This window comes from Rhodobacter aestuarii (assembly GCF_900156655.1).
Lineage (GTDB): Bacteria > Pseudomonadota > Alphaproteobacteria > Rhodobacterales > Rhodobacteraceae > Rhodobacter > Rhodobacter aestuarii.
Genome location: NZ_FTOG01000011.1, coordinates 102,399 through 126,748 on the forward strand (window position 1 = coordinate 102,399; position 24,350 = coordinate 126,748).

The following is a 24,350-nucleotide window of genomic DNA, read 5'->3' on the forward strand; positions in this document are numbered from 1 at the left end:
CGCTTTCGCCCCGGTTAAAGGGTTTTCAGCATTCGGCGCAGGATCTTTTCAAACTTGGCGGCACCAAGGGGGGCCATCGCCTTGGTTTGCTCGTGGCTGATTTGTTCATTCGCCATGCCAGCGCCCATATTTGTCATCACCGACACGGCGGCGACCCGCAGGCCCAAAAAGCGCGCAAGGATCACCTCAGGTACGGTCGACATGCCCACTGCATCGGCCCCAAGGATTTTTGCCGCGCGAATTTCGGCGGGTGTTTCAAAGGACGGGCCAGAGAACCAGCAATAGACCCCTTCGGGAAGCGCGAGCCCCTCAGCTTCGGCGGCGGCTTTGAGTTGCCCACGCAGGCCCGGATCATGGGCCTCGGTCATCGGCACAAAGCGCGCATCTGTTGGCTCACCAATCAGCGGGTTGGCACCTGCAAAGTTGATATGGTCATTCAGCAGCATCAGCCCGCCGGGGGGAATGTCGGCGCGTAGGCTACCGGCGGCATTGGTCAACAGGAGCTGATCGCAGCCCAGATCGCGCAGCACCTCTAAGGCCAGCCGCATCTCGGCGGGGTTGCCATGTTCATAGTAATGCACGCGCCCGCCAAACACCGCGACCCGCACGCCCTCAAGCGTGCCAATCGCGAGTTTTGGGTTGTGACCTGACACCCCCGCTTGCGGAAAACCCGGCAGGTCGGTGTAAGGGATCGCGACGCCCTCTACCTCGTCGGCGATATGACCAAGCCCGGAGCCCAGCACCAAGCCCAAGACAGGCGGGGTGGAACCCGCGCGGGCACGGATCAGGCGGGCGAGTTCAGCGCTCCTTGACATAGGGTTGGCCTCCGGCGCGTGGGGGGATCGCGCGGCCCACAAAGCCCGCCAAAACGATCACAGTCAAAATGTAAGGCAGGGCATCCAGCGCCGAGACCGGGATTTTCATGTGCAACGTGCCCTCGATCACATCGGGGCGCAACGCAATGGCCTGCAAGAAACCAAAGAGCATGGTCGCGCCAAGCGCATACCAAGGCCGCCATTTGGCGAAGATCAGCGCGGCAAGGGCAATATAGCCGCGCCCCGCCGTCATCTCGCGGCCAAAACCCGCTTGCAAAGAGGTCGCCATATAGGCCCCGGCAATGCCGCACAAAACGCCGGTCAGCATCACCGCAGTATAGCGCAGGCCGATGACCGAAACGCCTGCGGTATCCACCGATTCCGGGTTTTCCCCCACAGCCCGCAGCCGCAGGCCAAAGCGGGTACGGTAAAGCAGCCACCATGTCAGCGGCACAGCCGCAAGCGCGATATAAACGAGCAGGGAATGGCCCGAGATCACCTTGGCATAGAAGGGCCCGAAATAGGGCACGGAGGCCAGCGCCTCTGCCCCCGGCAAGGTTATCGCCTGAAACCGGGCATCGCCAGTCAGCGGCGGCGTGCGCCCGCCTTGGTGAAACAGCGTTTGCGAGATGAGCACCGTCGCGCCCGAGGCCACGAAGTTGAGCGCCACGCCCGAAATAAGCTGGTTGCCCCGGAAGGTGATGGAGGCGAGCCCGTGGATCAGCGCGAAAATAAGCGAGGCCACAATCCCCGCACCAAGGCCAAGCCATGCCGAACCCGTCATCGCCGCCACCGCGCCCGAGGCCATTGCAGCCATCAGCATCTTGCCTTCAAGCCCGATGTCAAAAATGCCCGCACGTTCGGAATAAAGCCCCGCCAAACAAGCAAGCAGAAGCGGCGTGCCCAAACGCAGGGTGGAGCCCAAAACCTCGATCAGCGTTGCGTAATCCATCACACAGCCCCCCGTGCCAAGCGGAAGAAGGGCACGAGCATCATCCGCACCATCGTGTCGAGTGCGCCCGTGAACAAGATCACCAGCCCCTGAAGCAGCAGACGCAATTCAATCGGGATTGTGGTCCAAAGCCCCATCTCGGCCCCCCCTTGATAGAGGAAGCCAAACAGCAGTGCGGCCAAAAACACGCCAAACGGGTGGTTTCGCCCCATCAGTGCCACGGCAATGCCAATGAACCCCGCCCCTTCTGACGCGTTTTGCACCAGCCGCTCAGATTCCCCCATGACGTTGTTGATCGCCATCATCCCTGCCAAGCCGCCCGAAATAAGCATTGCCAGCATGATCACCTTCACGGGCGAGATCCCGGCATAGCGTGCCGCACTTTCTGATTTGCCAAAGGCGCGGATTTCATAGCCAAGCTTGGTGCGCCACAGCAGGGCCCAAACCGCAAAACAGGCCGCGACCGCCGCAAAGAAGCTGACATTGGCGGGCACTTTGTTCGAGAAGATCAGATCAAGCCCCGGAATTTGCCCAAAGTTTGGCAGCTTTGCCCCCTCTGGGAAGCGGGCGGAGGCCGGGTCCATCTGCCCCACAGGGCGCAGCACCTCAACCAGCATGTACACGATGAAAGCCGCGCCGATATAGTTGAACATGATCGTGGTGATCACGATATGGCTGCCGCGTTTTGCTTGTAACCATGCGGGAATGGCGGCCCAAGCGGCCCCAAAGAGTGCCGCCCCAGCGGTCGCGGCAACAAGCGCCAGCGACCAATGCGGCCAAGGCAGCGCTAGGCACACAAGTGCCACCCCCAAACCGCCAAGTTGCGCCTGCCCTTCGCCGCCGATGTTGAACTGCCCGGCGTGATAAGCGACCGTCACGGCAAGCCCTGTGAAGATGAAAGAGGTGGTGTAGTAAAGCGTATAGCCCCAGCCATAGGGGGAGCCAATCGCGCCATCGACCATCACCGTCACGGCCTCGATCGGGTCGCCACCAATCGCCAAAATCACGATGGCCGAAATGACCGCCGCCAGCAAAAGCGAGATGAAGGGCACCAGAACAAGGTCTGCCCAAGTGGGGAGTTTGGTCATTCTGCCGCCCCTTTGGTTTGCGCAACCCCGGCCATCAACAGGCCCAACTCACGCTCATTCGTCTCGGCGGGCAGCCGCTCGCCCATGATCTGGCCGTCAAACATCACCGCAATCCGGTCAGAGAGTGACATGATCTCATCAAGCTCGACCGAAACGAGCAGCACCGCAGCCCCCGCATCGCGCAATTCCACAATGCGGCGATGGATGAATTCAATCGCGCCAATATCCACGCCGCGTGTCGGTTGCCCGACAAGCAAGAGCACCGGGTTACGCTCAATCTCGCGCGCCAGAACGATCTTTTGCTGGTTCCCGCCAGAGAAGCTTTGCGCGGGCAGGTGCGGGTTGGGCGGGCGCACGTCAAAGCGCTCCATCTTGCCTTCGGTGTCGCGGATGATCGCCGCGTTGTCCATAAAGAGCCCGCTGGCCTGATAGTCTTTGGCGCCGTGATAGCCAAAAGCCACGTTTTCCCATGCGCTGAAATCCAAGATCAGGCCAAGGTGATGGCGATCTTCGGGCACATGGGCAATGCCGCGCGCCCGCCGGGTTTGCCCGGTGGCCCCATGGCCAGCCAGCACGACCTCCTGCCCCTGCACCTCCATCCGGCCCGTGACCTTGCCCGCGCCAAAACCGCCCAAAACCTCAAGCAATTCGGATTGGCCGTTGCCCGCCACCCCAGCAATGCCCAAAATCTCGCCCGCGCGAATGGTCAGGCTCACACCCTTAAGTCGATCAACTCCTTCGGCATCGGTGACGCGCAGGTTTTCCAGCTTCAGCACCGTATCGCCCGGATTTGCGGGCGCTTTCGGCACATGCATCAGCACTTTGCGGCCCACCATCAACTCCGCCAACTCCTCGGGCGAGGTCTCGGCGGTTTTGACGGTGGCCACCATCTCGCCGCGCCGCATCACGGAAACGGAATCCGTGATCTCCATAATCTCGCGCAGCTTATGGGTGATCAGAATGATCGTTTTGCCCTGCTCTTTCAGGCCACGCAGGATGCGAAACAGGTGATCGGCCTCATCGGGGGTCAACACGCCCGTGGGCTCATCCAAAATCAAAATATCGGCGTGGCGATAAAGCGCTTTTAAAATCTCCACGCGCTGCTGATGGCCCACCGAAAGCTCTTCAATCACCGCATCGGGGTCAACATCCAGCTCATATTCCTCGGCCAAATGCGCCAGCGTTTTGCGCGCCTTGGCAAGCGAGGGGCGAAGCAGCGCCCCGTCTTCCGCGCCCAGAATGACATTCTCGAGCACGGTGAAATTCTGCACCAGCTTGAAGTGCTGGAACACCATCCCGATGCCCGCGCGGATCGCAGCTTGGCTATCATGGATGATGGTCGGCCGGCCATTGATCAAGATCTCGCCCGCATCGGCGCGGTAGAACCCGTATAGGATCGACATCAAGGTCGATTTGCCCGCGCCATTTTCGCCGATAATGCCGTGGATCGTGCCCGGCATCACGCGAATGGAAATATCCTTGTTTGCCTGCACCGGCCCGAAGGCCTTGGAAATGCCGCGCAACTCAATTGCCGGGGCCGCAGCCCCGGAAAGGGCGGCAGTTGCCTGCCGCCCCGCATCCGTCGTCTCTGTCATCATTCCACCGGGCAGGTGTTGTCCGTCATGTAATCGTGCACCTCGATCTCACCCGCGACGATCTTCGCAGCGGCTTCATCGACGGCGGCTTTCATCTCGTCGGTGACGAGTTCGGCGTTGAATTCATCCAGCGCATAGCTCACGCCATTGTCGGCAAGCCCCGAAACGATCACGCCGGTTTCCAGATCGGCACCTTCCATGAAGGCCTCATAAACCGACAGGTCCACGCGCTTGACCATCGAGGTCAGCATGTTGCCCGGATGCATGTAGTTTTGGTTGCTATCGACACCGATGCCCAAAATCCCCTCATCGGCAACCGTTTGCAAGATGCCAAGGCCGGTTGAACCCGCCGCCGAGAACACAACATCCGCACCTTGCGCGATTTGCGCCTTGGTCAATTCGGACCCTTTCACCGGATCGTTCCACGCCGCAGGAGTCGTGCCGGTCATGTTGTAGACCACTTTCACATCCGGGTTCGCCGCTTTCGCGCCTTGGGCATAGCCGCATTCAAACTTGCGGATCAGCGGAATATCCATGCCACCAACAAAGCCAACAACCCCGGTTTTCGAGGCCATCGCCGCCATCATGCCGACAAGATAGGAGCCTTGCTCTTCTTGGAACACGACCGAGCGGACGTTCGGCTGATCCACCACCATGTCGATGATGGCAAATTTCGTGTCCGGGTAATCCGGGGCCACGGTGTTGAGCACATCGCCAAAGGCAAAGCCCGTCATCACGATCGGGTTCGCACCCGATTCCGCGAAGCGCCGCAGCGCCTGTTCGCGCTGCGCTTCAGACTGCATTTCCAATTCTTTGTAGGTGCCGCCTGTTTCTGCGGCCCAACGCTCGGCGCCGTTGAAGGCCGCTTCGTTGAAGGATTTGTCGAACTTGCCACCAAGGTCAAAAATCAGCGCCGGATCGGCAGCCGCCGCGCCTGCAAAAAGCGCCAGCGTCGCTGCGGCGCCGAGGAAATGTTTCGTCATGGTCATGGATCACTCCCGGTCATTGTTGCGCGTCCCCCCCAAGGAACGCCAGTGGCGGGGCAAGCCCGCGGACCTCGCGAATTAGGGCTCTGAAACCGGGGGCGGTCAAGCGGGTTTTTGGCTGTCGTCGCGTCTTGATGCGCAGATCCTAGGCAGCTGCCTAAAGCGCTTGCACCAGAACCAGCGCATCCTCTGCACTGCCGTCCGGCGCGTGGTAATAGCGCTTACGCCGCCCGGCTTCTGTCCAACCCGTGCAGCCATAAAGGGCCTGAGCAGCAGCGTTTGAGGCCGCAACTTCCAAAAATGCTGTCGTCGCGCCGCGACTGCGGGCCTCGACCGAAAACGCCGTCACGAGTTTCATACCCGTGCCTTGCCGCCGAGCTTGTGGGTCAACGGCGAGGGTAAGCAATTCGGCCTCATCCGCCACGACCCGGCCCAACAGAAACCCGGTGGCTTCGATGCAAAGAAAGCACTGCGGGCTTGCCAAAAGATCGGCGAATTCCGCCGCAGACCATGGCCGCGGGGTGGTGAAGCAAGTGGCATGTAATTGGGCAAGGGCGGCGGGGTCCATCAGTCCAGCAACACCGGAGGCGGATCAGACGGCGGCGCGGCATCGGCCCCGCGCAGATATAGCGGCGCGGGTTTAGGCTGCGGGGTCTCGGCGCGCGATGCGGCGACCCGGGCAATGGCCACGGCGAGCGGGAAAGTCGCTTGCTCCGGTGTAAGGATCGGCGTGCCTGCCAGTTCCGCCTGAAATACCCCTGCGGGCTCCAAGCGGGGCGGCTCTGCACCTGCGTCGGTAAAGCGCTGTGCATAAGCCTCGCCGCGCCGTGCATCGAGCATCACCGCAATCGGGCGCGCCGCGCCTTCGGCAACCGCCTCGAAACTGGAAACCCCAATCGCGGGAATGCCAAGGCTCAACGCTAGGCCCCGCGCGGCAGAAACCGAAATCCGCACGCCAGTAAAATTGCCCGGCCCAATGCCAACACCAATGGCGGCAAGGTCGCGCCAATTATGACCTGCCTCGGCGAGAAGCTTTTCCAACAACGGCATCAGCCGTTCGGCCTGCCCCTTCGCCATCTCTTCCAGCCGATGCGCCAGCACCGTCTCGCCTTGCAGCAAAGCGGCCGCGCAATGCGCGGCCGATGTGTCAAAGGCAAGGGTCAGAGCCTCACTGCGCAACGGCGCGCACCTCGCTGACCTCGGGGATATAATGGCGCAAAAGGTTCTCGATGCCCATTTTCAGCGTGTAGGTCGAAGACGGGCAGCCCGCGCAAGCACCTTGCATATGCAGGTAAACCACGCCCTTTTCAAAGCCGTGGAAGGTGATGTCGCCGCCATCTTGCGCCACAGCGGGGCGCACACGGGTGTCGAGCAATTCTTTGATCTGGGCGATGATCGCGCCATCTTCGCCATCGTCAGCGCCGCCTTCGGTATGGCCACCGCTGGCCGCCCCCATCAGCACCGGCTGGCCGGATTGGTAATGCTCCATGATCGCGCCCAAAATCGCTGGGCGGGCATGGGCCCAATCGGTGGCATCGTCTTTGGTGACGGTGACAAAATCAGAACCCAAAAACACGCCCTTCACCCCGGCCACGCGGAAAATACGCCCCGCCAAAGGCGAAACCTGCGCAGCTTCCTCAGAGGTGAAATCGGCGCTGCCTTTGGGCAGAACTTCCTGCCCCGGCAGGAATTTGAGCGTCGCGGGGTTCGGGGTGGTCTCGGTCTGGATGAACATGGCGTGCCTCCTTGGCTTGAGGCAGATATGCGCCTTCTGACCAAATTCGTCAAGTTTTGGCCGACCTCACAAAGCCGCACCCCAAGTCACGGCACGGGATTTGCGGCCGTTTTCCATCAAAAAGCCCCCGCGCAAGGGCATTGCGCGGGGGCCTGTTTCTAAACGCGTCAGCCGATCAATCGCGGCTTTCGGGCGTTTCCACCGGGCCGAAATCGGCCTCTTCGTAGGCGGTGTCGATCGGCGCGGCGAGCGCGGCGGCCTCGGCAGCCTCGGCGCGACGCGCCTCGATCACCGTGTGGTCGCGTTCGGCAGCGATCTTGCGGACCTTGGTGGTGGCCCCACCCGTACCCGCCGGGATCAGACGGCCGACGATGACGTTTTCCTTCAGGCCGACAAGCTTATCGCGTTTGCCTTGCACCGAAGCCTCGGTGAGCACGCGCGTCGTTTCTTGGAACGACGCCGCCGAGATGAAGGACCGCGTTTGCAACGAGGCTTTGGTGATCCCGAGCAGCACCGGCTCGCCCGTAGCGGCACGGCCACCACGCGCTTCGACTTTGGCGTTCTCTTCGTCGAACTCCGACTTGTCGATATGCTCGCCTTTCAGCAGCGTGGTATCGCCGCTGTCGAGGATTTCGATCTTTTGCAGCATTTGCCGCACGATCACCTCGATGTGCTTGTCGTTGATCTTCACGCCTTGCAGACGATACACGTCTTGCACTTCGTCGATCAGATATTCGGCCAGCGCCTCGATCCCCATGATACGCAGAATGTCATGCGGGGCCGGGTTGCCATCCATGATGTAGTCACCCTTCTGCACGAAGTCGCCCTCTTGCACCGGGATGTGCTTACCTTTCGGCACCATGTATTCGACCGGCTCGAGACCCTCTTGCGCGGGTTCGATCGCGATGCGGCGCTTGTTCTTATAGTCTTTACCAAAGCGCACATAGCCATCAAGTTCGGCGATGATCGCGTGATCTTTCGGACGACGGGCTTCGAACAGTTCCGCCACGCGGGGAAGACCCCCGGTGATGTCTTTGGTCTTCGCACCTTCGCGCGGGATACGCGCAACCACGTCACCGGCCTTCACCTCTTGTCCCTCTTCGATCGAGAGAATGGCGTCCACCGACATCGGATAGGTCACCGGGTTGCCTGCATCGTTGCGGACCGGCTCACCATCGGCATTGACGATGATGATCTCGGGCTTCAGGTCGTTGCCTTTCGGCGCCGAGCGCCAATCGGTCACGATCTTCTGCGTCATACCGGTGGCATCGTCGGTCTCGTCGCGCACCGAAATGCCCGAAACGAGGTCGACGAATTTCGCCACACCCGATTTTTCCGCGATGATCGGCAGGGTATAGGGGTCCCATTCGAACAGCTTTTCGCCGCGTTTGACCGCTTGGCCTTCCTTGACGAAGAGCTTGGTGCCGTAGCCCAGCTTGTGGCTGGCGCGTTCCTCGCCCTGATCGGACATGATCGCGATCTGCATGTTACGGCCCATCACGATCTGCTCGCCCGCCTCGTTCACGAGGATATTGGCGTTGCGGAACTCGATGGCGCCTTCATGCGAGGCCTCAAGGAACGACTGCTGGCCACCTTGCGCAATACCGCCGATGTGGAAGGTCCGCATCGTCAGCTGCGTGCCGGGTTCCCCAATCGACTGCGCCGCGATGATACCCACAGCTTCGCCTTGGTTCACCAGCGTACCGCGGGCAAGGTCACGACCGTAGCAAAGCGCGCAAACGCCCTCTTCGGCCTCACAGGTCAGCGCCGAGCGGATGCGGATCGATTGGATCGCATTTTGCTCGATCAGGTCGGCTTTACGCTCGTCGATCAGCTCGTTTTTGCGCACCAGCACCTCATCGGTGCCCGGAACCATCACGTCATCGGCCGCAACCCGGCCCAGAACGCGTTCCGAAAGCGGCGCGACCACTTCACCGTCGTTCACCGCGGCCGAAGCCGTGATGGCACGCTCGGTGCCGCAGTCATGCGAGCGCACGATGCAATCTTGGGCAACGTCGACCAGACGACGGGTCAGATACCCCGAGTTCGCCGTTTTAAGCGCAGTGTCGGCCAGACCCTTACGGGCGCCGTGGGTCGAGTTGAAGTACTCGAGCACGGTCAGGCCTTCTTTAAAGTTCGAGATGATCGGCGTTTCGATGATCTCGCCCGACGGTTTGGCCATCAGGCCGCGCATCCCGCCAAGCTGTTTCATCTGCGCCGGCGAACCCCGCGCCCCGGAGTGGGACATCATGTAGACCGAGTTCGGCTCTTTCTCCATGCCCGCATCATCGACGCGAACCGCAGAAATCTCCTTCATCATCTCGGCCGCAACGGCATCCGAGCATTTCGACCAAGCATCGACGACTTTGTTGTACTTCTCACCTTGGGTGATCAGACCGTCCATGTACTGCTGTTCGAACTCTTTGACCTGCTCGCGCACGCCATCGACGATTTCCCATTTGCGTTCCGGGATCAGCATGTCGTCCTTACCGAACGAGATACCGGCCTTAAACGCTTCGCGGAACCCAAGACCCATGATTTGGTCACAGAAGATCACCGACTCTTTCTGACCGCAGTAGCGGTAGACGGTGTCGATGACGTTTTGCACGTCTTTCTTCCGCAGCGGGCGGTTCACAAGGTCATAGGGCGCTTTGGTGTTGAGTGGCAAAAGCGCGCCAAGACGCACGCGGCCCGGGGTGGTGTCATACCGTTTCCAGACCTCGTTGCCCTCTTCGTCGATTTGCTTGACGCGGGCTTTGACTTTGGCGTGCAGGTGCACGGTGCCCGAGTTCAGCGCGTGTTCGACTTCCTCAACCGAGGAGAACACCATGCCTTCGCCCGGCATCCCGGCCCGTTCCATGGTCGTGTAGTAAAGACCAAGCACCATGTCTTGCGACGGAACGATGATCGGCGCGCCGTTGGCGGGCGACAGAACGTTGTTCGTCGACATCATCAGCACGCGGGCTTCCAGCTGGGCTTCCAGCGAAAGCGGCACGTGAACGGCCATCTGGTCACCGTCGAAGTCAGCGTTAAACGCCGAGCAAACGAGCGGGTGCAGCTGGATCGCTTTACCTTCGATCAGTTGCGGCTCGAAGGCTTGGATGCCCAGACGGTGCAGCGTCGGTGCGCGGTTCAGCAACACCGGGTGTTCGCGGATCACCTCGTCCAGAATATCCCAAACCTCGGGACGCTCTTTCTCGACCAGTTTCTTCGCCTGTTTCACCGTGCTCGACAGGCCCTTGGCTTCAAGGCGCGAGTAGATGAAGGGCTTGAAGAGTTCGAGCGCCATCTTCTTGGGCAAGCCGCACTGGTGCAGCTTGAGTTCCGGCCCGGTCACGATAACCGAACGGCCCGAGAAGTCGACGCGTTTACCGAGAAGGTTCTGACGGAAGCGGCCTTGCTTCCCTTTCAGCATGTCGGAGAGCGATTTCAGCGGGCGCTTGTTGGTGCCCGTGATCACGCGGCCACGACGGCCGTTGTCGAACAGCGCGTCAACCGCTTCTTGCAGCATCCGCTTTTCGTTCCGCACGATGATATCGGGCGCACGCAGTTCGATCAGGCGCTTGAGACGGTTGTTCCGGTTGATCACACGACGATAGAGGTCGTTGAGGTCGGACGTCGCGAAGCGGCCACCGTCAAGCGGCACCAGCGGGCGCAGTTCCGGCGGGATCACCGGAAGCACCGTGAGGATCATCCACTCGGGGCGGTTTTTCGACTCGATGAAGCTTTCGACGATCTTCAAGCGTTTGATGATCTTCTTCGGCTTCAGCTCGCCCGTGGCTTCTTTCAGCTCTTCGCGCAGTTGCTCGGCGGTCGCCTCAAGGTCGATCGCGGCGAGCATGTCGCGGATCGCTTCTGCGCCGATGTTGGCGGTGAAAGCGTCGGCACCATACTGGTCTTGCGCGTCCAGATACTCGTCCTCGGTCAGAAGCTGGCCGTAGGACAGCTCGGTCAGACCGGGTTCGATCACGACGTAATTCTCGAAATACAGAATGCGTTCGAGGTCGCGCAGCGTGATGTCGAGCATCAGACCGATGCGGCTCGGAAGCGATTTCAAGAACCAAATATGCGCAACAGGCGAGGCCAGTTCGATGTGGCCCATACGCTCGCGGCGGACTTTTTGCAGCGTGACTTCCACACCGCATTTTTCGCAGACAACGCCGCGATATTTCATCCGCTTATATTTGCCGCACAGGCATTCGTAGTCTTTGATCGGGCCAAAAATCCGCGCACAGAACAGACCGTCACGCTCGGGTTTGAACGTGCGGTAGTTGATCGTTTCGGGCTTCTTGATCTCGCCATAGGACCACGACAGGATCCGCTCGGGCGAAGCCAGCGAGATCTTGATCTCGTCAAAAGCCTTCGGCGCGGCCAGCGGGTTGAACGGGTTTTGGGTGAGTTCCTGGTTCATCGGTTATGTCCTTGAATGGGTCGGGAAAGGGGAGGAGGGCGCGACCGCCCTCACTCGTCTTCCTCCGAATCCAGGAGTTCCATGTTGAGGCCGAGGCCACGCACTTCCTTGACGAGAACGTTGAACGATTCCGGCACACCGGCTTCGAAGTTGTCCTCGCCCTTGACGATGCTTTCGTAGACCTTGGTCCGGCCAGCCACGTCGTCCGACTTCACGGTGAGCATCTCTTGCAGGGTATATGCGGCGCCGTAAGCTTCCAGAGCCCAGACCTCCATCTCCCCGAGACGCTGACCACCGAACTGCGCCTTACCACCAAGCGGCTGCTGGGTGACGAGCGAGTACGGGCCGGTCGAACGGGCGTGCATCTTGTCGTCAACAAGGTGGTGCAGCTTGAGGAAGTATTTCACCCCAACCGTGACCGGGCGCGCGAACATTTCGCCGGTACGGCCGTCGAACACACGCGATTGGCCCGATTTGTCGAAGCCCGCGCGAATCAGCGCATCGTTCACATCAGCCTCTTTCGCGCCGTCAAAGACCGGCGTGGCAATCGGCACGCCGTTGCGGACATGCTCGGCACATTCCACGAACCGCTCTTCTTCCATTTCAGAGAAGGCCGCTTCGTAGGTCTCGTCACCATAGCCATGGCGCATCGCGTCACGCACCGGGGTCAGATCGCCAGAGCGCTTATATTCCTTGATCGCTTCGTCGATCTGGATGCCCAGACCGCGCGAGGCCCAACCCATGTGGGTTTCAAGGATCTGTCCGACGTTCATCCGCGACGGCACGCCGAGCGGGTTCAGCACGAGGTCAACCGGGGTGCCATCGGCGAGGAAGGGCATGTCTTCCATCGGCACGACTTTCGACACAACACCTTTGTTGCCGTGACGACCGGCCATCTTATCGCCCGCTTGCAGCTTGCGCTTCACAGCAACGAAGACTTTGACCATCTTCATCACGCCAGGAGGCAGATCGTCGCCTTGGCGGACTTTCTCGACCTTGTCTTCGAAGCGGTGCTCAAGGGCACGTTTCTGCGCGTCGAACTGATCGTTCAGCGCTTCCACTTCCTTGGCATCGGCTTCGTTTTCAAGGGCAAGCTGCCACCATTGGCCACGGCTCAGCGTGCCCAGCAGATCTTCCGTGATTTCCGAACCGGCTTTGATGCCTTTCGGGCCTTTCACGGCGACTTTGCCGAGGATCAGCGTTTTCAGACGCGCGTAGATGTTGCGCTCCAAGATCGCCATTTCGTCGTCACGGTCGCGGGCCAGACGTTCGACTTCTTCACGCTCGATTTGCAGCGCGCGTTCGTCTTTATCAACGCCGTGGCGGTTGAAGACCCGCACTTCCACGATCGTGCCGTAGGCCCCCGGCGGCAGGCGCAGCGAGGTGTCGCGCACGTCCGAGGCTTTTTCACCGAAGATGGCGCGCAGAAGTTTTTCTTCCGGCGTCATCGGGCTTTCGCCTTTGGGGGTGATTTTGCCCACGAGAATGTCGCCCGGGCCCACTTCGGCGCCGATGTAGACAATCCCCGCCTCGTCGAGGTTGCGCAAAGCTTCCTCACCGACGTTCGGGATATCGCGGGTGATCTCTTCCGGCCCAAGCTTCGTATCGCGCGCCGCCACTTCGTATTCCTCGATGTGGATCGAGGTGAACACGTCATCGCGGTGGATGCGTTCCGAAATCAGGATCGAGTCTTCGTAGTTGTAGCCGTTCCACGGCATGAAGGCGACGACCACGTTGCGACCCAGCGCCAATTCGCCCTGATCGGTCGAGGGACCGTCAGCCACAACTTGGCCCTTGGTGACGATGTCGCCCACTTTCACGATCGGACGTTGGTTGATCGTCGAAGATTGGTTCGAGCGTTTGAACTTGCGCAGACGGTAGATGTCCACGCCCGCATCGCCCATGCCCAGATCTTCGTTGGCGCGGATAACGATCCGCTGCGCATCGACCTGATCCACCACACCACCACGGCGCGCCATGATCGCAGCACCCGAGTCGCGCGCCACAGTGGCTTCCATGCCGGTGCCGACGAAGGGGGCTTCGTTGCGCAGCAGCGGCACGGCCTGCCGTTGCATGTTCGAGCCCATCAGCGCGCGGTTGGCGTCGTCGTTTTCAAGGAAGGGAATGAGCGCCGCAGCGACCGACACGAGCTGTTTCGGCGACACGTCGATCAGGTCCACGGCCTCGACCGGGTTGAGCATGAATTCACCCGCCTGACGCGTCGAGACGAGGTCATTCACAAAGCGGCCATCTTCATCGAGCGTGGCGTTCGCCTGCGCGATGGTGTGGCGCATCTCTTCGGTGGCCGACATGTAGATCACGTCGTCCGTCACCTGCCCATCTTCCACACGGCGATAGGGGGTTTCGATGAAGCCGTATTTGTTCACCCGCGCGAAAGTGGCGAGCGAGTTGATCAGACCAATGTTCTGACCTTCCGGCGTTTCAATCGGGCACATCCGACCGTAGTGGGTCGGGTGAACGTCGCGGACCTCAAAGCCTGCACGTTCGCGGGTCAGACCGCCCGGCCCGAGCGCCGAAAGACGACGCTTGTGCGTGACTTCCGAAAGCGGGTTGGTTTGGTCCATGAACTGCGACAGCTGCGAAGAGCCGAAGAATTCACGCACCGCGGCCGCAGCCGGTTTCGCGTTGATCAGGTCTTGCGGCATGACCGTGTCGATTTCGACCGAGGACATGCGCTCTTTGATCGCGCGTTCCATGCGCAGCAGGCCGACGCGATATTGGTTTTCCATCAGCTCGCCGACCGAACGCACCCGGCGGTTGCCGAGGTGGTCGATATCGTCGATTTCACCCTTGCCATCGCGCAGTTCCACCAAGCCTTTGATGCAGGCGATGATGTCTTCGCGGCGCAGGGTGCGCTGAGTATCGGGCGCATCCAAATCAAGGCGCATGTTCATTTTCACGCGGCCCACGGCGCTCAGGTCGTAACGCTCGCTATCGAAGAACAGCGTGTCGAACATGCTCGAGGCAGCTTCGACGGTCGGCGGTTCACCCGGACGCATGACGCGATAGATGTCCATCAGCGCCTGATCACGGTTCATGTTCTTGTCCGCGGCCATGGTGTTGCGCATGTAGGGGCCGACATTGACGTTGTCGATATCGAGCACCGGAACATCGGTGATGCCATTGTCGAGCAGCGTCTTGATCGAGCCACCCACCAACTGGCCGTCGCGGTCGTATTCCGCAGTCAGCTCGTCGCCGGCTTCGATGTAGATGTAGCCGGTGTCTTCGTTGATGATGTCTTTGGCGCAGTAGCGGCCAAGGATGTGGTCGAAGGGCACCAGAACTTCGGTGATCGCCGCATCGTCGATCCATTTTTTGACCATACGCGGCGTGGCTTTTTCGCCCGCTTGCAAGATCACTTCGCCGGAAGCGGCGTCGATCAGGTCATAGGCCGGGCGGGTGCCGCGCACGCGCTCGGGGAAGAATTTGGTGACCCAGCCGCGTTTGCCCTCGGCGCGGAAGTTCACGGTCGAGTAATAGGCATCCATGATGCCTTCTTGGTCGAGACCCAGCGCATAAAGCAGCGTGGTCACCGGCAGTTTGCGGCGACGGTCGATGCGCGCGAACACGAGGTCTTTGGCGTCGAATTCAAAGTCGAGCCACGAGCCACGGTAAGGAATGATCCGGCAAGCAAACAGCAGTTTGCCCGAGGAGTGGGTTTTGCCACGGTCGTGGTCGAAGAACACGCCCGGCGAACGGTGCATCTGGGAAACGATGACCCGCTCGGTCCCGTTGACGATGAACGTCCCATTGGGCGTCATCAGCGGCATGTCACCCATGAACACGTCTTGTTCTTTGATGTCTTTGACCGACCGCGCCCCGGTGGTTTCGTCAACATCAAACACGATCAGGCGCAGCGTCACCTTGAGCGGCGCCGAGAAGGTCAGATCGCGGCTCATGCATTCGTCGACGTCATATTTCGGACGTTCGAGTTCGTATTTCACGAATTCGAGAATTGCATTGTCGTTAAAGTCTTTGATCGGGAAGACCGATTGGAAAACGCCTTGAATGCCTTCGCCATCCAGCGGCTTGGGCGCATCGCCCGAACGCAGGAACAGGTCATAGGAGGCCTTCTGCACCTCGATGAGGTTGGGCATCTCCAGAACTTCACGGATTTTGCCGTAGTAGCGGCGGATGCGTTTTTGACCAACGTAAGCTTGAGCCATGCTCGTCGTGACCTTTCGTCTGTAGCAAGCGTGTATCGTCGGGGCCCGATACACGTTGCAGGCGAATGGGGGGTCAGGTTCCATACCTGCCTTCCGTCCCACCGGAAGGCTCCCGAACCGACCCTGCCTTGGAAAAGGCTTCTTGTCAAAGCCCTTACCGAGACAGGAGCAGCTGGGCTCGGGAAAGCCCCGAACCCAGCCAATTTTTTAAAGAGGATGCGAACGCATCCTGCTCGATTATTTGAGCTCGACCTTGGCGCCAGCCGCTTCGAGCTTCGTTTTGATTTCTTCGGCTTCGGCTTTCGCCGCGCCTTCTTTCACTTTGCCACCAGCTTCGACCAGCTCTTTGGCTTCTTTCAGGCCAAGACCGGTGATGCCGCGAACTTCTTTAATCACGTTGATTTTGTTCGCGCCGGCTTCGACGAGAACGACGTCGAATTCGGTTTTCTCTTCGGCGGCTTCAGCAGCGGCGCCCGGGGCGGCGGCCATCATGACAGCGCCACCAGCGGCCGGCTCAATGCCGTACTCGTCTTTGAGGATGGTTTTCAGTTCTTGGGCTTCAAGCAGCGTCAGGTTGACGATTTGCTCGGCGAGGGCTTTCAGATCGGCCATTTTTCCGTTCCATTCTGATATAGGGTTGATCCGACGTCGGTGCTTTCCGACGAAGGCAATTTGTTGCTTCAGGCGGCTTCCCGCTCCTCAAGAGTTTTGAGGATGCTCGCGATGTTGGAAGCAGGCGCACCAATGGCGCCGGCGATGTTCGAAGCAGGCGCACCGATGCACGACACGATTTGAGCGATAAGCTCTTCACGCGACGGCATAGAGGCGACGGCTTTGACACCGGCCGGATCCAGAGCCTCCCCGCCCATCGACCCGCCAAGAATAGCGAACTTGTCGTTCGTCTTGGCATAGGCGTCCGCGACCTTGGCCGCAGCGACCGGGTCTTCGGAATAGGCGAGAACGGTCATACCCGACAGAAGTTCAGCCATGCTGGCGCAGGGCTTGCCTTCAAGGGCGATCTTGGTGAGCGTGTTCTTGGCAACGCGGACGGACCCACCAACTTCACGCATTTTCGCGCGCAGGTCCTGCATCTGAGCAACCGTCATGCCTTCGTAGTGGGCAACCACCACGACGCCAGAGCTTTCGAAGATTTGGCCGAGTTCCTCGACCACTTTCTCTTTTTGGGCTCTATCCACGGTTACACTCCAAGTGTGGGGGTTTCCCCCCGGCTCTCGTTTCCCACGGGCGCATGCCCGCAGGTCGGGTCCGATCGGTTCCCGAGATCGCCCGAGGCAGTACCCCGGTAATTCTCGTTCCCCATCTCAGGAAGGAAATTAAGCCGGAACCCGGCACCCTCCGTCTCGGACAGGACGGGGCGTTTGACCGCCCCGTCATTCGCCGGTTTCCCGGCAAATTCTTATTGCGCGGCAGTCGTCGCGAGGTCGAGCGAAACGCCCGGGCCCATCGTCGAGGACAGCGACACTTTTTTCACATAGGTGCCTTTGGCGCCGGCGGGTTTCGCCTTGGTCACGGCATCCACGAAAGCGCGCACGTTTTCAGCCAGCTTGTCTTCGGTGAACGAGACTTTGCCGATGCCGCCGTGGATCACGCCAGCTTTTTCGACTTTAAACTGAACTTCGCCGCCTTTCGCCGCTTCGACAGCCGCTTTCACGTCCATCGTCACGGTGCCGACTTTCGGGTTCGGCATCAGGTTGCGCGGCCCGAGGATTTTGCCCAGACGGCCGACGATCGGCATCATGTCCGGGGTCGCAATGCAGCGATCGAACTCGATCTTGCCGCTTTGGATCGTTTCCATCAGGTCTTCGGCGCCAACGATATCGGCCCCGGCTTCTTTGGCTTCATCAGCTTTCGCGCCACGGGCGAACACGGCCACGCGCACGGTTTTGCCGGTGCCGTTGGGCAGACGGACAACACCGCGGACCATTTGGTCAGCGTGGCGCGGGTCAACGCCGAGGTTCATCGCGATTTCCAGCGTCTCGTCGAATTTCGCCGAGGCAGCGGATTTGATCAGTTTGACGGCTTCTTCAACCGAGAGGTTGTCTTTGCCTTCGAAAGCGGCGCGCGCAGCGACCGAACGTTTACCGAGCTTGGCCATTGCTTACCCTTTCACGTCCAGACCGATCGACTTCGCAGAGCCGAGGATGATTTTCATCGCGCCGTCGATATCGTTGGCGTTGAGATCTTTCATCTTCGCCTGAGCGATTTCGCGCACTTGCGCGGCGGTCACGGTACCAACCGTTTCGCGGCCCGGCTTTTCCGACCCTTTCGGGCGGTTACGCTTGCCCACCGGCTTCAGGCCAGCGGCCTTTTTCAGCATGTAGGACGCGGGCGACGTTTTCGTTTCAAAGGTGAACGATTTGTCGGCGTAGTAGGTGATCACGCAGGGAACCGGCGAACCTTGTTCCATTTCTTGCGTGCGGGCGTTGAACGCCTTGCAGAATTCCATAATGTTGATCCCGCGCTGACCCAGCGCCGGACCGACCGGCGGCGACGGGTTGGCCGCCCCCGCTTTAATTTGCAGCTTCAGCTGCCCGATAACTTTCTTGGCCATGTGGCCCTCTCCTTTTCACTGCCGCCCCACCATGAGGCGAAGTTTAGTGGTCCGGTCTGGGTTACCCCGCGCCTCCCACGATGCACGTCAGGCGGTTTTCGCCACCTGCGTGAATTCCAATTCCACCGGCGTCGGACGACCAAAGATCGACACGGTCACCTTCAGGCGACCCGCGACATCGTCCACTTCCTCGACCATGCCCGAGAAGCCCTCGAACGGGCCATCGGTCACCGACACGCTCTCGCCCACATCGAAGCGGATCAGGTTGCGCGGCGCGGCAACCTCGCCCGTCGGGCCTTCGCGGTTCAGGATCTGGTTCACCTCGGCGTCGCGCATCGGCGTCGGCTTGCCTTGCGGCCCGAGGAAACCGGTCACCCGGTTGATCGACGTGATCGCGTGGTAGCCACGATCACTCATATCCATCCGCACGAGCACATAGCCCGGCATGAAGCGGCGCTCCGAGGTGACTTTCTTGCCACGACGAATCTCGATCACCTCTTCGGTGGGAACGAGAACCTCTTCAATTTCATCCTCAAGGCCTTTGTCGATCACGGCCTGACGGATTTGTTCGGCGACCTTCTTCTCGAAGTTCGAGAGTACGGAAACCGAATACCAACGCTTCGCCATGCCCAGCCTGCCTCTTTCGCCCAGCGCAACGCGCCGAAAATCCTGCCATTACAACGGTTTGACCGCTCTTCTCGGAAAACAAGACGGCGCGCATCTTGCGAATCGATGCACGCCGGTTCCGAAGTCTGGAGCCCCTTTAGCCGCCAAAAGGCTGCTTTTCAAGGCCTTCGCCGGGTTTTCAGCCCAGAATTTGGCCAACGCCAAAACGGATCGCCCAGTCCACGAGCGAGAAGAACAGCGCGGTCAGCGCCGCCAGCACAAAGACCATCGCCGTGGTCAAAAGCACCTCACGGCGCGACGGCCAGCTGATCTTGCCCACTTCCGAGCGGACCTGCTGCATGAACTGGATCGGGTTCGCCATGATGCTTCCTTCCTTGCGACCGCGTCGAGATACGCGCAAGCGACACCAATTTCAAGCGCCGGCGTGCACGCAACCGATACGAAACTTTGCGGAAAACGGCTGGCAGGGGCAGCAGGGCTCGAACCCGCGACCCTCGGTTTTGGAGACCGATGCTCTACCAACTGAGCTATACCCCTAGGCCGTGTTGCGGGTGCTAAGGCAGGCGGCGGGGGAAATCAAGAGCGTTTTGCGTCGCAACTGCATCTCAGGGCACAACGTGCTCAAATGCCGCCACATCGACAAATCTGGAAAAGGTATGCTGCGCGCTTTTCAGCTAAGCTTACGCAGCTTTCGCAGACAGCAGCCCAGTCTAGGTGAGCGGGGATTTCGCGGTGGAAAGAAAAACTCTTTCTGACGTCATTTTTTGAGCCACGCGAAAACTTTGGCCCAGCGCTGGATGCGGGTCGGCTTCCGGGGATTTCACTCAGATCAACATCAAACCGCAAATAGCCCTGCAAAGGAATCTCACATTGGATCGGCGCGGCTATCCCACAGGCTTTGTGCGATACCGCCCGCCTCCGCAAAGCCGCAGGTTTGCAGCGCAAGTTCGGCTGTGCCCAGCACGATGGCCTGCGCAAACGGGTCTTCGTGCGCACCGGACCAAAGCTTTGCGAAATCGGTCGCCCCACCCGGCTCCGCCTCCGGCAGTTCAGCCAGACGGCGGGTCTCTTCGCACAAGGCCGGTGCCTCCCCGGTCCAGTTAGCCCCTGCGCGCAGCCCGAACAGCGCGATGCTTTTCGACGGGTGGCGTTCGAACTCACCTCCGCCGCCCTTGATCACGGTGACGCTTTCTTGCCCCAAAAGCGCGCAGGCATCGGCCTGAAGCTCCCGATAGGGGGGATGGAAAACGCCCTGCACTGCGGCGGGCGCCCCCGCCGGGTTCATTACCCGCAGCACGGTGTTGATCGCCGAGCGCAGGCCCAAAATCTCGCGCAGCCGCAAAATTTCTAAAGCGCGCGGGGCGAAAGCCTCAAGCGGCAAATAGGCGATCCCATCACGCGTTAGAAGCCGCGCGGCATCTTCCATATCTTTGGCTTCGGCGATGCCTGCGGCGGGCAGCGCGGCGCGGATCGAGGCATGGGGCGCCTGCGGCCCGTTCCAACCATGCAGCAAAACCGGAAGGCCTGCCCGCGCCACCAGCCGGGCGGACAGCAAGAACCAAGGCAATCCGCGCGAGCGACCGGCGGCATAGCTTGGCCAGTCAAGCACGGGGCGCGGGCCCGGCCAAGCGGGCAGGGTCGCGCGCAGGGCCTCGACAAAGCCTGCGATTTCGGGGGCCGTCTCGCCACGGTAGCGCATCAGCATCAACAGCGCGCCCACCGCCTCTGGCGCGGCGGTGCCCGCCAAAATTTGCGCCATCGCATCGCGCGCTTCGTCTTGGGTGAGGGCGCGCGACCGCCCCGGCCCGCGCCCAAGCGCATGGATGTACGGCGCAAGGCTCATGCGGCGGCCTCGGCGCTGCGGGCCTGCGCCAGAAGGGCGGCGAGTTCGGGGCGGCAGGAGCCGCAATTGGTGCCCGCGCGCAGCGCCACGCCAATCGCCTCCACCGAAGCCAGCCCCTGATTGGCAATCGCCGCCAAAACCGTGTTCACGCCGACATCGAAACAGGCGCAGATCGTGGCGCCCGGGTCGGGCCGGTCGGCCCCCGCGCGACCGGCAAGCAGCGCGGGCTGGTCCGGCGCGCCCAGAAGCGCCGCGACATGGCCGCGCGACACCGCAACCGGCTCGGGTGCCACGAAAAGTGCCGCCACCACACGCCCCTCTTGCAAAAGCGCCACCCGCGCTAGGCCGCGCGCTTGGTCGATCATTGTGATCGCTTGTGCCTCGGCCCGGCCAAACAGGTCAAGCGCGAAGGCTTCCCAATCCTCGGGCCTGTCGCGCCCCGCAAGTTCGATGCGCCAGCCCGCCTTGCTGCGCGCCTTCGCCCAATAGTCGCAGCGCGGCGTCACATCCTGAACCGAGACCGCAAAGCCATACCACGCCGCCTTGAAGGGGGCGATCCGCACCGTGGCCGCCTTGCTTTCGGGCTGGCCCGAGACCGGGTCCACCGTGGCGGGCACCAACGCATCCACCCGGCCCGCCGAGGCGGTTTGCGCGGTCCAATGCATCGGCGCGAAGACGCTTCCTTGCGGCACCCGCGCGCTTTCCAGCACCCGCAGCAGGGCGGTTCCATGCGTGTTCGAGACCTCGGCCAGCACCGCCGGTCCCAGCCCCAGACGCGCGGCATCGCGGGGGTGAATCTCAAGATAGGGCTCGCCCATATGCTGGCTGAGCCGGGCCGATTTCACGGTGCGGGTCATCGTGTGCCAATGGTCGCGCACCCGCCCGGTATTGAGACGGAACGGCGTATCGGGGCTGAGCGCGCTTTGCGGCAGGCGCGGCACGATGGGCAGCATCCGGGCGCGGGCGTCGGGGGTGTAGAACTGCCCCTCGGCAAAGAACCGACCGCCGCGTTTGCGCGCCGATTGCGGCCAAGTGAAGGGGGCAAGCGCCGCATAATCGGCGTCGGAAAGCGTCGCGAGGTCGGAGATGTCGAAATCGCGCCCCAAGGCCCCGGCCACGCCCGAAAGCGCCGCATATTCGCGAAAGATCGCCGCCGGGTTGGCATAGTCGAACCATGCGCCCCAGCCCATCCGCGCCGCAAAATCGCACAGGATTTGCCAATCGTGCCGCGCCTGCCCCGGGGGCGGCAGCACCGCACGCTGGCGCGAGATGCGGCGCTCGGAATTGGTCACCGTGCCGTCCTTCTCGCCCCAGCCTGTGGCGGGCAGCACCACATCGGCCAGTTGCGCGGTGTCGGTCTGCGCGGTCAGGTCCGAGACCACGACGAAATCACAGCCCGCAATCGCGGCGCGGACCCGGTCGGCCTCGGGCATGGACACCGCGGGGTTGGTGCAGATCACCCACAGCGCCTTGATCTGCCCGGCCTCGACGGCGCGGAACATGTCGACCGCCTTCAGCCCCGGCCCGGGGGCCATGGCGGGGCTTTGCCAGAACCCCTGCACCGCGCCGCGATGATCTGCGTTTTCGATATCGAGATGGCAGGCGAGCATGTTGGCGAGCCCCCCCACCTCGCGCCCGCCCATCGCATTGGGCTGGCCGGTGACCGAAAACGGCCCCATGCCAGGGCGCCCGATCCGGCCCGTCGCAAGGTGGCAATTGAGGATCGCATTGACCTTGTCGGTGCCCGAGGAGGATTGGTTGATCCCCTGCGAATAGACGGTGACGACTTTTTCGCTACCGATCCAGAGCCGGTAGAAGGCCGCCAGATCGGCATCAGAGAGCCCGGTCAGCGCGGGGTCAGAGGCCTGCGCCGCCGCCAGCGCCTCGGGGAAACCGGTGACATGTGCGGCCACATAGGCCGCATTTACCGCGCCCGTCGCCGCGATTTGCGCCAAAAGCCCGTTGAACAGCGCCGCATCCCCGCCCGGCGCGATCGCCAGATGCAGATCGGCCAGATCACACGTCGCGGTGCGGCGCGGGTCCACCACCACCACGCGCAGATCGGGCCGCGCCGATTTCGCCGCCGCGATGCGCTGGTAAAGCACCGGATGGCACCAGGCGAGGTTGGAGCCCACCAGCACGATCACCTCGGCCTGATCGAAATCTTCGTAAAGCCCAGGCACTGTATCCGTGCCAAAGGCGCGGCGGTGGCCGGCCACCGAAGAAGCCATGCAAAGCCTTGAATTGGTGTCGATATTGCCCGAGCCGATGAAGCCTTTCATCAGCTTGTTGGCTACATAGTAATCCTCGGTCAGGAGCTGCCCCGAGACATAGAAAGCGACCGCATCGGGCCCGTGTTCGGCAATCGCCGCGCGGAACTTGCTTGCGACCAGATCGAGCGCTGTGTCCCAGCTTGCTTCCTGCCCGCCGATCTGCGGGGCAAGCAAGCGGTCTTCAAGCCCGACCGTCTCGCCCAAAGCCGAGCCCTTGGAGCACAGCCGCCCCTCGTTTGCCGGATGCGCCTTGTCGCCCCTGATCTCAAGCCCGCCCGCACCATCGGGCCGGGCCGTCACGCCACAGCCGACGCCGCAATAGGGGCAGGTGGTGCAGATCGCAGATTCAGTGATCGCTGTCATCTCCGGTCCTCCTGCCCCGTTGGATTTACTCAGCCGCAACCGGTGCCGGGGCAATGCCCTTCGGCTGGCGCTTCGGCGAGGTTTTGTAGTGCGTGGCGTAGATCATACCTCCCACGAAGGTCAGCCCGCCCACGAGGTTGCCCAAAACCACCGGGATCTCGTTATAGGCGAAATAGTCGACCCAAGTGAAATTGCCGCCCAGCATGATGCCCGAGGGGAACAGGAACATGTTCACGATCGAATGTTCAAAACCGAGGTAGAAGAACACAAGGATCGGCATCCACATTGCCATGATCTTACCCGAGACAGAGTTCGACATCATCGCCGCGACGACCCCGGTCGAGACCATCCAGTTGCACATCACCGCGCGGATGAAGACCGTCAACATCCCCGAGGCACCGGCGGCGGCATAACCCAGCGTGCGAGCCTCGCCGATCTTGCCGATTTTTTGGCCCACGGCGTTTGGTTCGGTGGAAAAGCCCATGGTGAAAATGATCGCCATAAACACCGCCACGGTCAGCGCGCCCGCAAAGTTACCGACGAAAACAAGGCCCCAATTGCGCAGCACGCCGCCCCAGGTCATGCCCGGACGTTTCGCGATCACCGCAAGCGGGGCAAGGGTGAAGACCCCGGTCAGCAGGTCAAAGCCGAGCAGGTAGAGCATGCAAAAGCCCACCGGAAAAAGCAGCGAGGCCACAAGGAAGTTGCCGGTGTTGACCGCGATGGTCACCGCAAAGGCTGCCGCAAGCGCGAGGATCGCGCCCGCCATATAAGCGCGGATCAAAGTGTCCTTGGTGGACATGGTGATCTTGGATTCGCCCGCTTCGATCATCTTCTCGGCGAACTGCGGGGGAGTGTTGTAAGACATGGTTGGAAACGTCCCTGCTGTTTGTTGGAGGAGGA

19 protein-coding genes and 1 tRNA gene are annotated in these 24,350 nt (G+C 61.3%); all 20 read right to left on the bottom strand.

Going from position 1 to position 24,350, the window contains the following annotated elements; all coding sequences use genetic code 11:
- Positions 1-14: 14 nt before the first annotated feature.
- Positions 15-815 carry a purine-nucleoside phosphorylase gene (locus tag BW967_RS15410; RefSeq protein WP_076485979.1) on the bottom strand — a complete coding sequence of 267 codons (801 nt, stop codon included), beginning with the start codon at positions 813-815 and terminating at the stop codon, positions 15-17.
- The gene (locus tag BW967_RS15415; RefSeq protein WP_076485980.1) at positions 799-1,767 is read right to left on the bottom strand and encodes an ABC transporter permease; all 969 of its coding nucleotides are present in this window, start codon (positions 1,765-1,767) and stop codon (positions 799-801) included. Before BW967_RS15415 ends, BW967_RS15410 begins: the two co-directional genes overlap by 17 nt.
- Complete coding sequence (locus BW967_RS15420) at positions 1,767-2,855, bottom strand: ABC transporter permease (RefSeq protein WP_076485981.1); 1,089 nt, start codon at positions 2,853-2,855, stop codon at positions 1,767-1,769. The genes BW967_RS15415 and BW967_RS15420 overlap by 1 nt, the downstream gene beginning before the upstream one ends.
- Entirely contained in the window at positions 2,852-4,450 is a 1,599-nt protein-coding gene (locus tag BW967_RS15425; protein ID WP_076486028.1) for an ABC transporter ATP-binding protein, read from the bottom strand. Before BW967_RS15425 ends, BW967_RS15420 begins: the two co-directional genes overlap by 4 nt.
- Complete coding sequence (locus tag BW967_RS15430) at positions 4,450-5,439, bottom strand: BMP family lipoprotein (protein WP_076485982.1); 990 nt, start codon at positions 5,437-5,439, stop codon at positions 4,450-4,452. The genes BW967_RS15425 and BW967_RS15430 overlap by 1 nt, the downstream gene beginning before the upstream one ends.
- Before the next feature lie 154 nt (positions 5,440-5,593).
- The gene (gene rimI / locus BW967_RS15435) at positions 5,594-6,004 is read right to left on the bottom strand and encodes a ribosomal protein S18-alanine N-acetyltransferase (RefSeq protein WP_076485983.1); all 411 of its coding nucleotides are present in this window, start codon (positions 6,002-6,004) and stop codon (positions 5,594-5,596) included.
- Positions 6,004-6,615 (bottom strand): tRNA (adenosine(37)-N6)-threonylcarbamoyltransferase complex dimerization subunit type 1 TsaB, encoded by a 612-nt coding sequence (gene tsaB, locus BW967_RS15440; RefSeq protein WP_076485984.1) that lies wholly within the window; start codon positions 6,613-6,615, stop codon positions 6,004-6,006. Before tsaB ends, rimI begins: the two co-directional genes overlap by 1 nt.
- The gene (locus BW967_RS15445) at positions 6,605-7,171 is read right to left on the bottom strand and encodes a NifU family protein (RefSeq protein WP_076485985.1); all 567 of its coding nucleotides are present in this window, start codon (positions 7,169-7,171) and stop codon (positions 6,605-6,607) included. Before BW967_RS15445 ends, tsaB begins: the two co-directional genes overlap by 11 nt.
- A gap of 175 nt (positions 7,172-7,346) precedes the next feature.
- Positions 7,347-11,582, bottom strand: coding sequence for a DNA-directed RNA polymerase subunit beta' (gene rpoC / locus BW967_RS15450; RefSeq protein WP_076485986.1), 4,236 nt, complete (start codon positions 11,580-11,582; stop codon positions 7,347-7,349).
- 50 nt (positions 11,583-11,632) lie between these two features.
- Complete coding sequence (gene rpoB, locus BW967_RS15455) at positions 11,633-15,769, bottom strand: DNA-directed RNA polymerase subunit beta (RefSeq protein WP_076485987.1); 4,137 nt, start codon at positions 15,767-15,769, stop codon at positions 11,633-11,635.
- 237 nt (positions 15,770-16,006) lie between these two features.
- The gene (rplL, locus tag BW967_RS15460) at positions 16,007-16,381 is read right to left on the bottom strand and encodes a 50S ribosomal protein L7/L12 (RefSeq protein ID WP_076485988.1); all 375 of its coding nucleotides are present in this window, start codon (positions 16,379-16,381) and stop codon (positions 16,007-16,009) included.
- A gap of 68 nt (positions 16,382-16,449) precedes the next feature.
- Positions 16,450-16,965: a 50S ribosomal protein L10 gene (gene rplJ, locus BW967_RS15465; protein WP_076485989.1), complete on the bottom strand. Its 516-nt coding sequence runs from the start codon at positions 16,963-16,965 to the stop codon at positions 16,450-16,452.
- A 221-nt stretch (positions 16,966-17,186) separates the two neighbouring features.
- Positions 17,187-17,885: a 50S ribosomal protein L1 gene (rplA, locus tag BW967_RS15470; RefSeq protein WP_076485990.1), complete on the bottom strand. Its 699-nt coding sequence runs from the start codon at positions 17,883-17,885 to the stop codon at positions 17,187-17,189.
- A 3-nt stretch (positions 17,886-17,888) separates the two neighbouring features.
- Entirely contained in the window at positions 17,889-18,341 is a 453-nt protein-coding gene (rplK, locus tag BW967_RS15475) for a 50S ribosomal protein L11 (RefSeq protein WP_076485991.1), read from the bottom strand.
- A gap of 87 nt (positions 18,342-18,428) precedes the next feature.
- Entirely contained in the window at positions 18,429-18,968 is a 540-nt protein-coding gene (gene nusG / locus BW967_RS15480; protein WP_076485992.1) for a transcription termination/antitermination protein NusG, read from the bottom strand.
- 178 nt (positions 18,969-19,146) lie between these two features.
- Complete coding sequence (gene secE, locus BW967_RS15485) at positions 19,147-19,329, bottom strand: preprotein translocase subunit SecE (RefSeq protein ID WP_076485993.1); 183 nt, start codon at positions 19,327-19,329, stop codon at positions 19,147-19,149.
- Between the two features lie 100 nt (positions 19,330-19,429).
- Positions 19,430-19,505: transfer RNA gene (locus BW967_RS15490), tRNA-Trp, on the bottom strand.
- A 328-nt stretch (positions 19,506-19,833) separates the two neighbouring features.
- Positions 19,834-20,811 carry a glycosyl transferase family protein gene (locus BW967_RS15495; RefSeq protein ID WP_076485994.1) on the bottom strand — a complete coding sequence of 326 codons (978 nt, stop codon included), beginning with the start codon at positions 20,809-20,811 and terminating at the stop codon, positions 19,834-19,836.
- Complete coding sequence (locus BW967_RS15500) at positions 20,808-23,447, bottom strand: nitrate reductase (protein ID WP_076485995.1); 2,640 nt, start codon at positions 23,445-23,447, stop codon at positions 20,808-20,810. Before BW967_RS15500 ends, BW967_RS15495 begins: the two co-directional genes overlap by 4 nt.
- Before the next feature lie 25 nt (positions 23,448-23,472).
- Positions 23,473-24,315 carry a formate/nitrite transporter family protein gene (locus BW967_RS15505; RefSeq protein ID WP_076485996.1) on the bottom strand — a complete coding sequence of 281 codons (843 nt, stop codon included), beginning with the start codon at positions 24,313-24,315 and terminating at the stop codon, positions 23,473-23,475.
- Positions 24,316-24,350 lie beyond the last annotated feature (35 nt).

Bases quoted from the DNA above. Each gene is read 5' to 3' on its own strand.
- BW967_RS15410 (WP_076485979.1), bottom strand. From the start codon at position 815: ATGTCAAGGAGCGCTGAACTCGCCCGCCTGATCCGTGCCCGCGCGGGT.
- BW967_RS15415 (WP_076485980.1), bottom strand. From the start codon at position 1,767: ATGGATTACGCAACGCTGATCGAGGTTTTGGGCTCCACCCTGCGTTTG.
- BW967_RS15420 (WP_076485981.1), bottom strand. From the start codon at position 2,855: ATGACCAAACTCCCCACTTGGGCAGACCTTGTTCTGGTGCCCTTCATC.
- BW967_RS15425 (WP_076486028.1), bottom strand. From the start codon at position 4,450: ATGACAGAGACGACGGATGCGGGGCGGCAGGCAACTGCCGCCCTTTCC.
- BW967_RS15430 (WP_076485982.1), bottom strand. From the start codon at position 5,439: ATGACCATGACGAAACATTTCCTCGGCGCCGCAGCGACGCTGGCGCTT.
- rimI (WP_076485983.1), bottom strand. From the start codon at position 6,004: ATGGACCCCGCCGCCCTTGCCCAATTACATGCCACTTGCTTCACCACC.
- BW967_RS15445 (WP_076485985.1), bottom strand. From the start codon at position 7,171: ATGTTCATCCAGACCGAGACCACCCCGAACCCCGCGACGCTCAAATTC.
- rpoC (WP_076485986.1), bottom strand. From the start codon at position 11,582: ATGAACCAGGAACTCACCCAAAACCCGTTCAACCCGCTGGCCGCGCCG.
- rpoB (WP_076485987.1), bottom strand. From the start codon at position 15,769: ATGGCTCAAGCTTACGTTGGTCAAAAACGCATCCGCCGCTACTACGGC.
- rplL (WP_076485988.1), bottom strand. From the start codon at position 16,381: ATGGCCGATCTGAAAGCCCTCGCCGAGCAAATCGTCAACCTGACGCTG.
- rplA (WP_076485990.1), bottom strand. From the start codon at position 17,885: ATGGCCAAGCTCGGTAAACGTTCGGTCGCTGCGCGCGCCGCTTTCGAA.
- rplK (WP_076485991.1), bottom strand. From the start codon at position 18,341: ATGGCCAAGAAAGTTATCGGGCAGCTGAAGCTGCAAATTAAAGCGGGG.
- nusG (WP_076485992.1), bottom strand. From the start codon at position 18,968: ATGGCGAAGCGTTGGTATTCGGTTTCCGTACTCTCGAACTTCGAGAAG.
- secE (WP_076485993.1), bottom strand. From the start codon at position 19,329: ATGGCGAACCCGATCCAGTTCATGCAGCAGGTCCGCTCGGAAGTGGGC.
- BW967_RS15495 (WP_076485994.1), bottom strand. From the start codon at position 20,811: ATGAGCCTTGCGCCGTACATCCATGCGCTTGGGCGCGGGCCGGGGCGG.
- BW967_RS15500 (WP_076485995.1), bottom strand. From the start codon at position 23,447: ATGACAGCGATCACTGAATCTGCGATCTGCACCACCTGCCCCTATTGC.
- BW967_RS15505 (WP_076485996.1), bottom strand. From the start codon at position 24,315: ATGTCTTACAACACTCCCCCGCAGTTCGCCGAGAAGATGATCGAAGCG.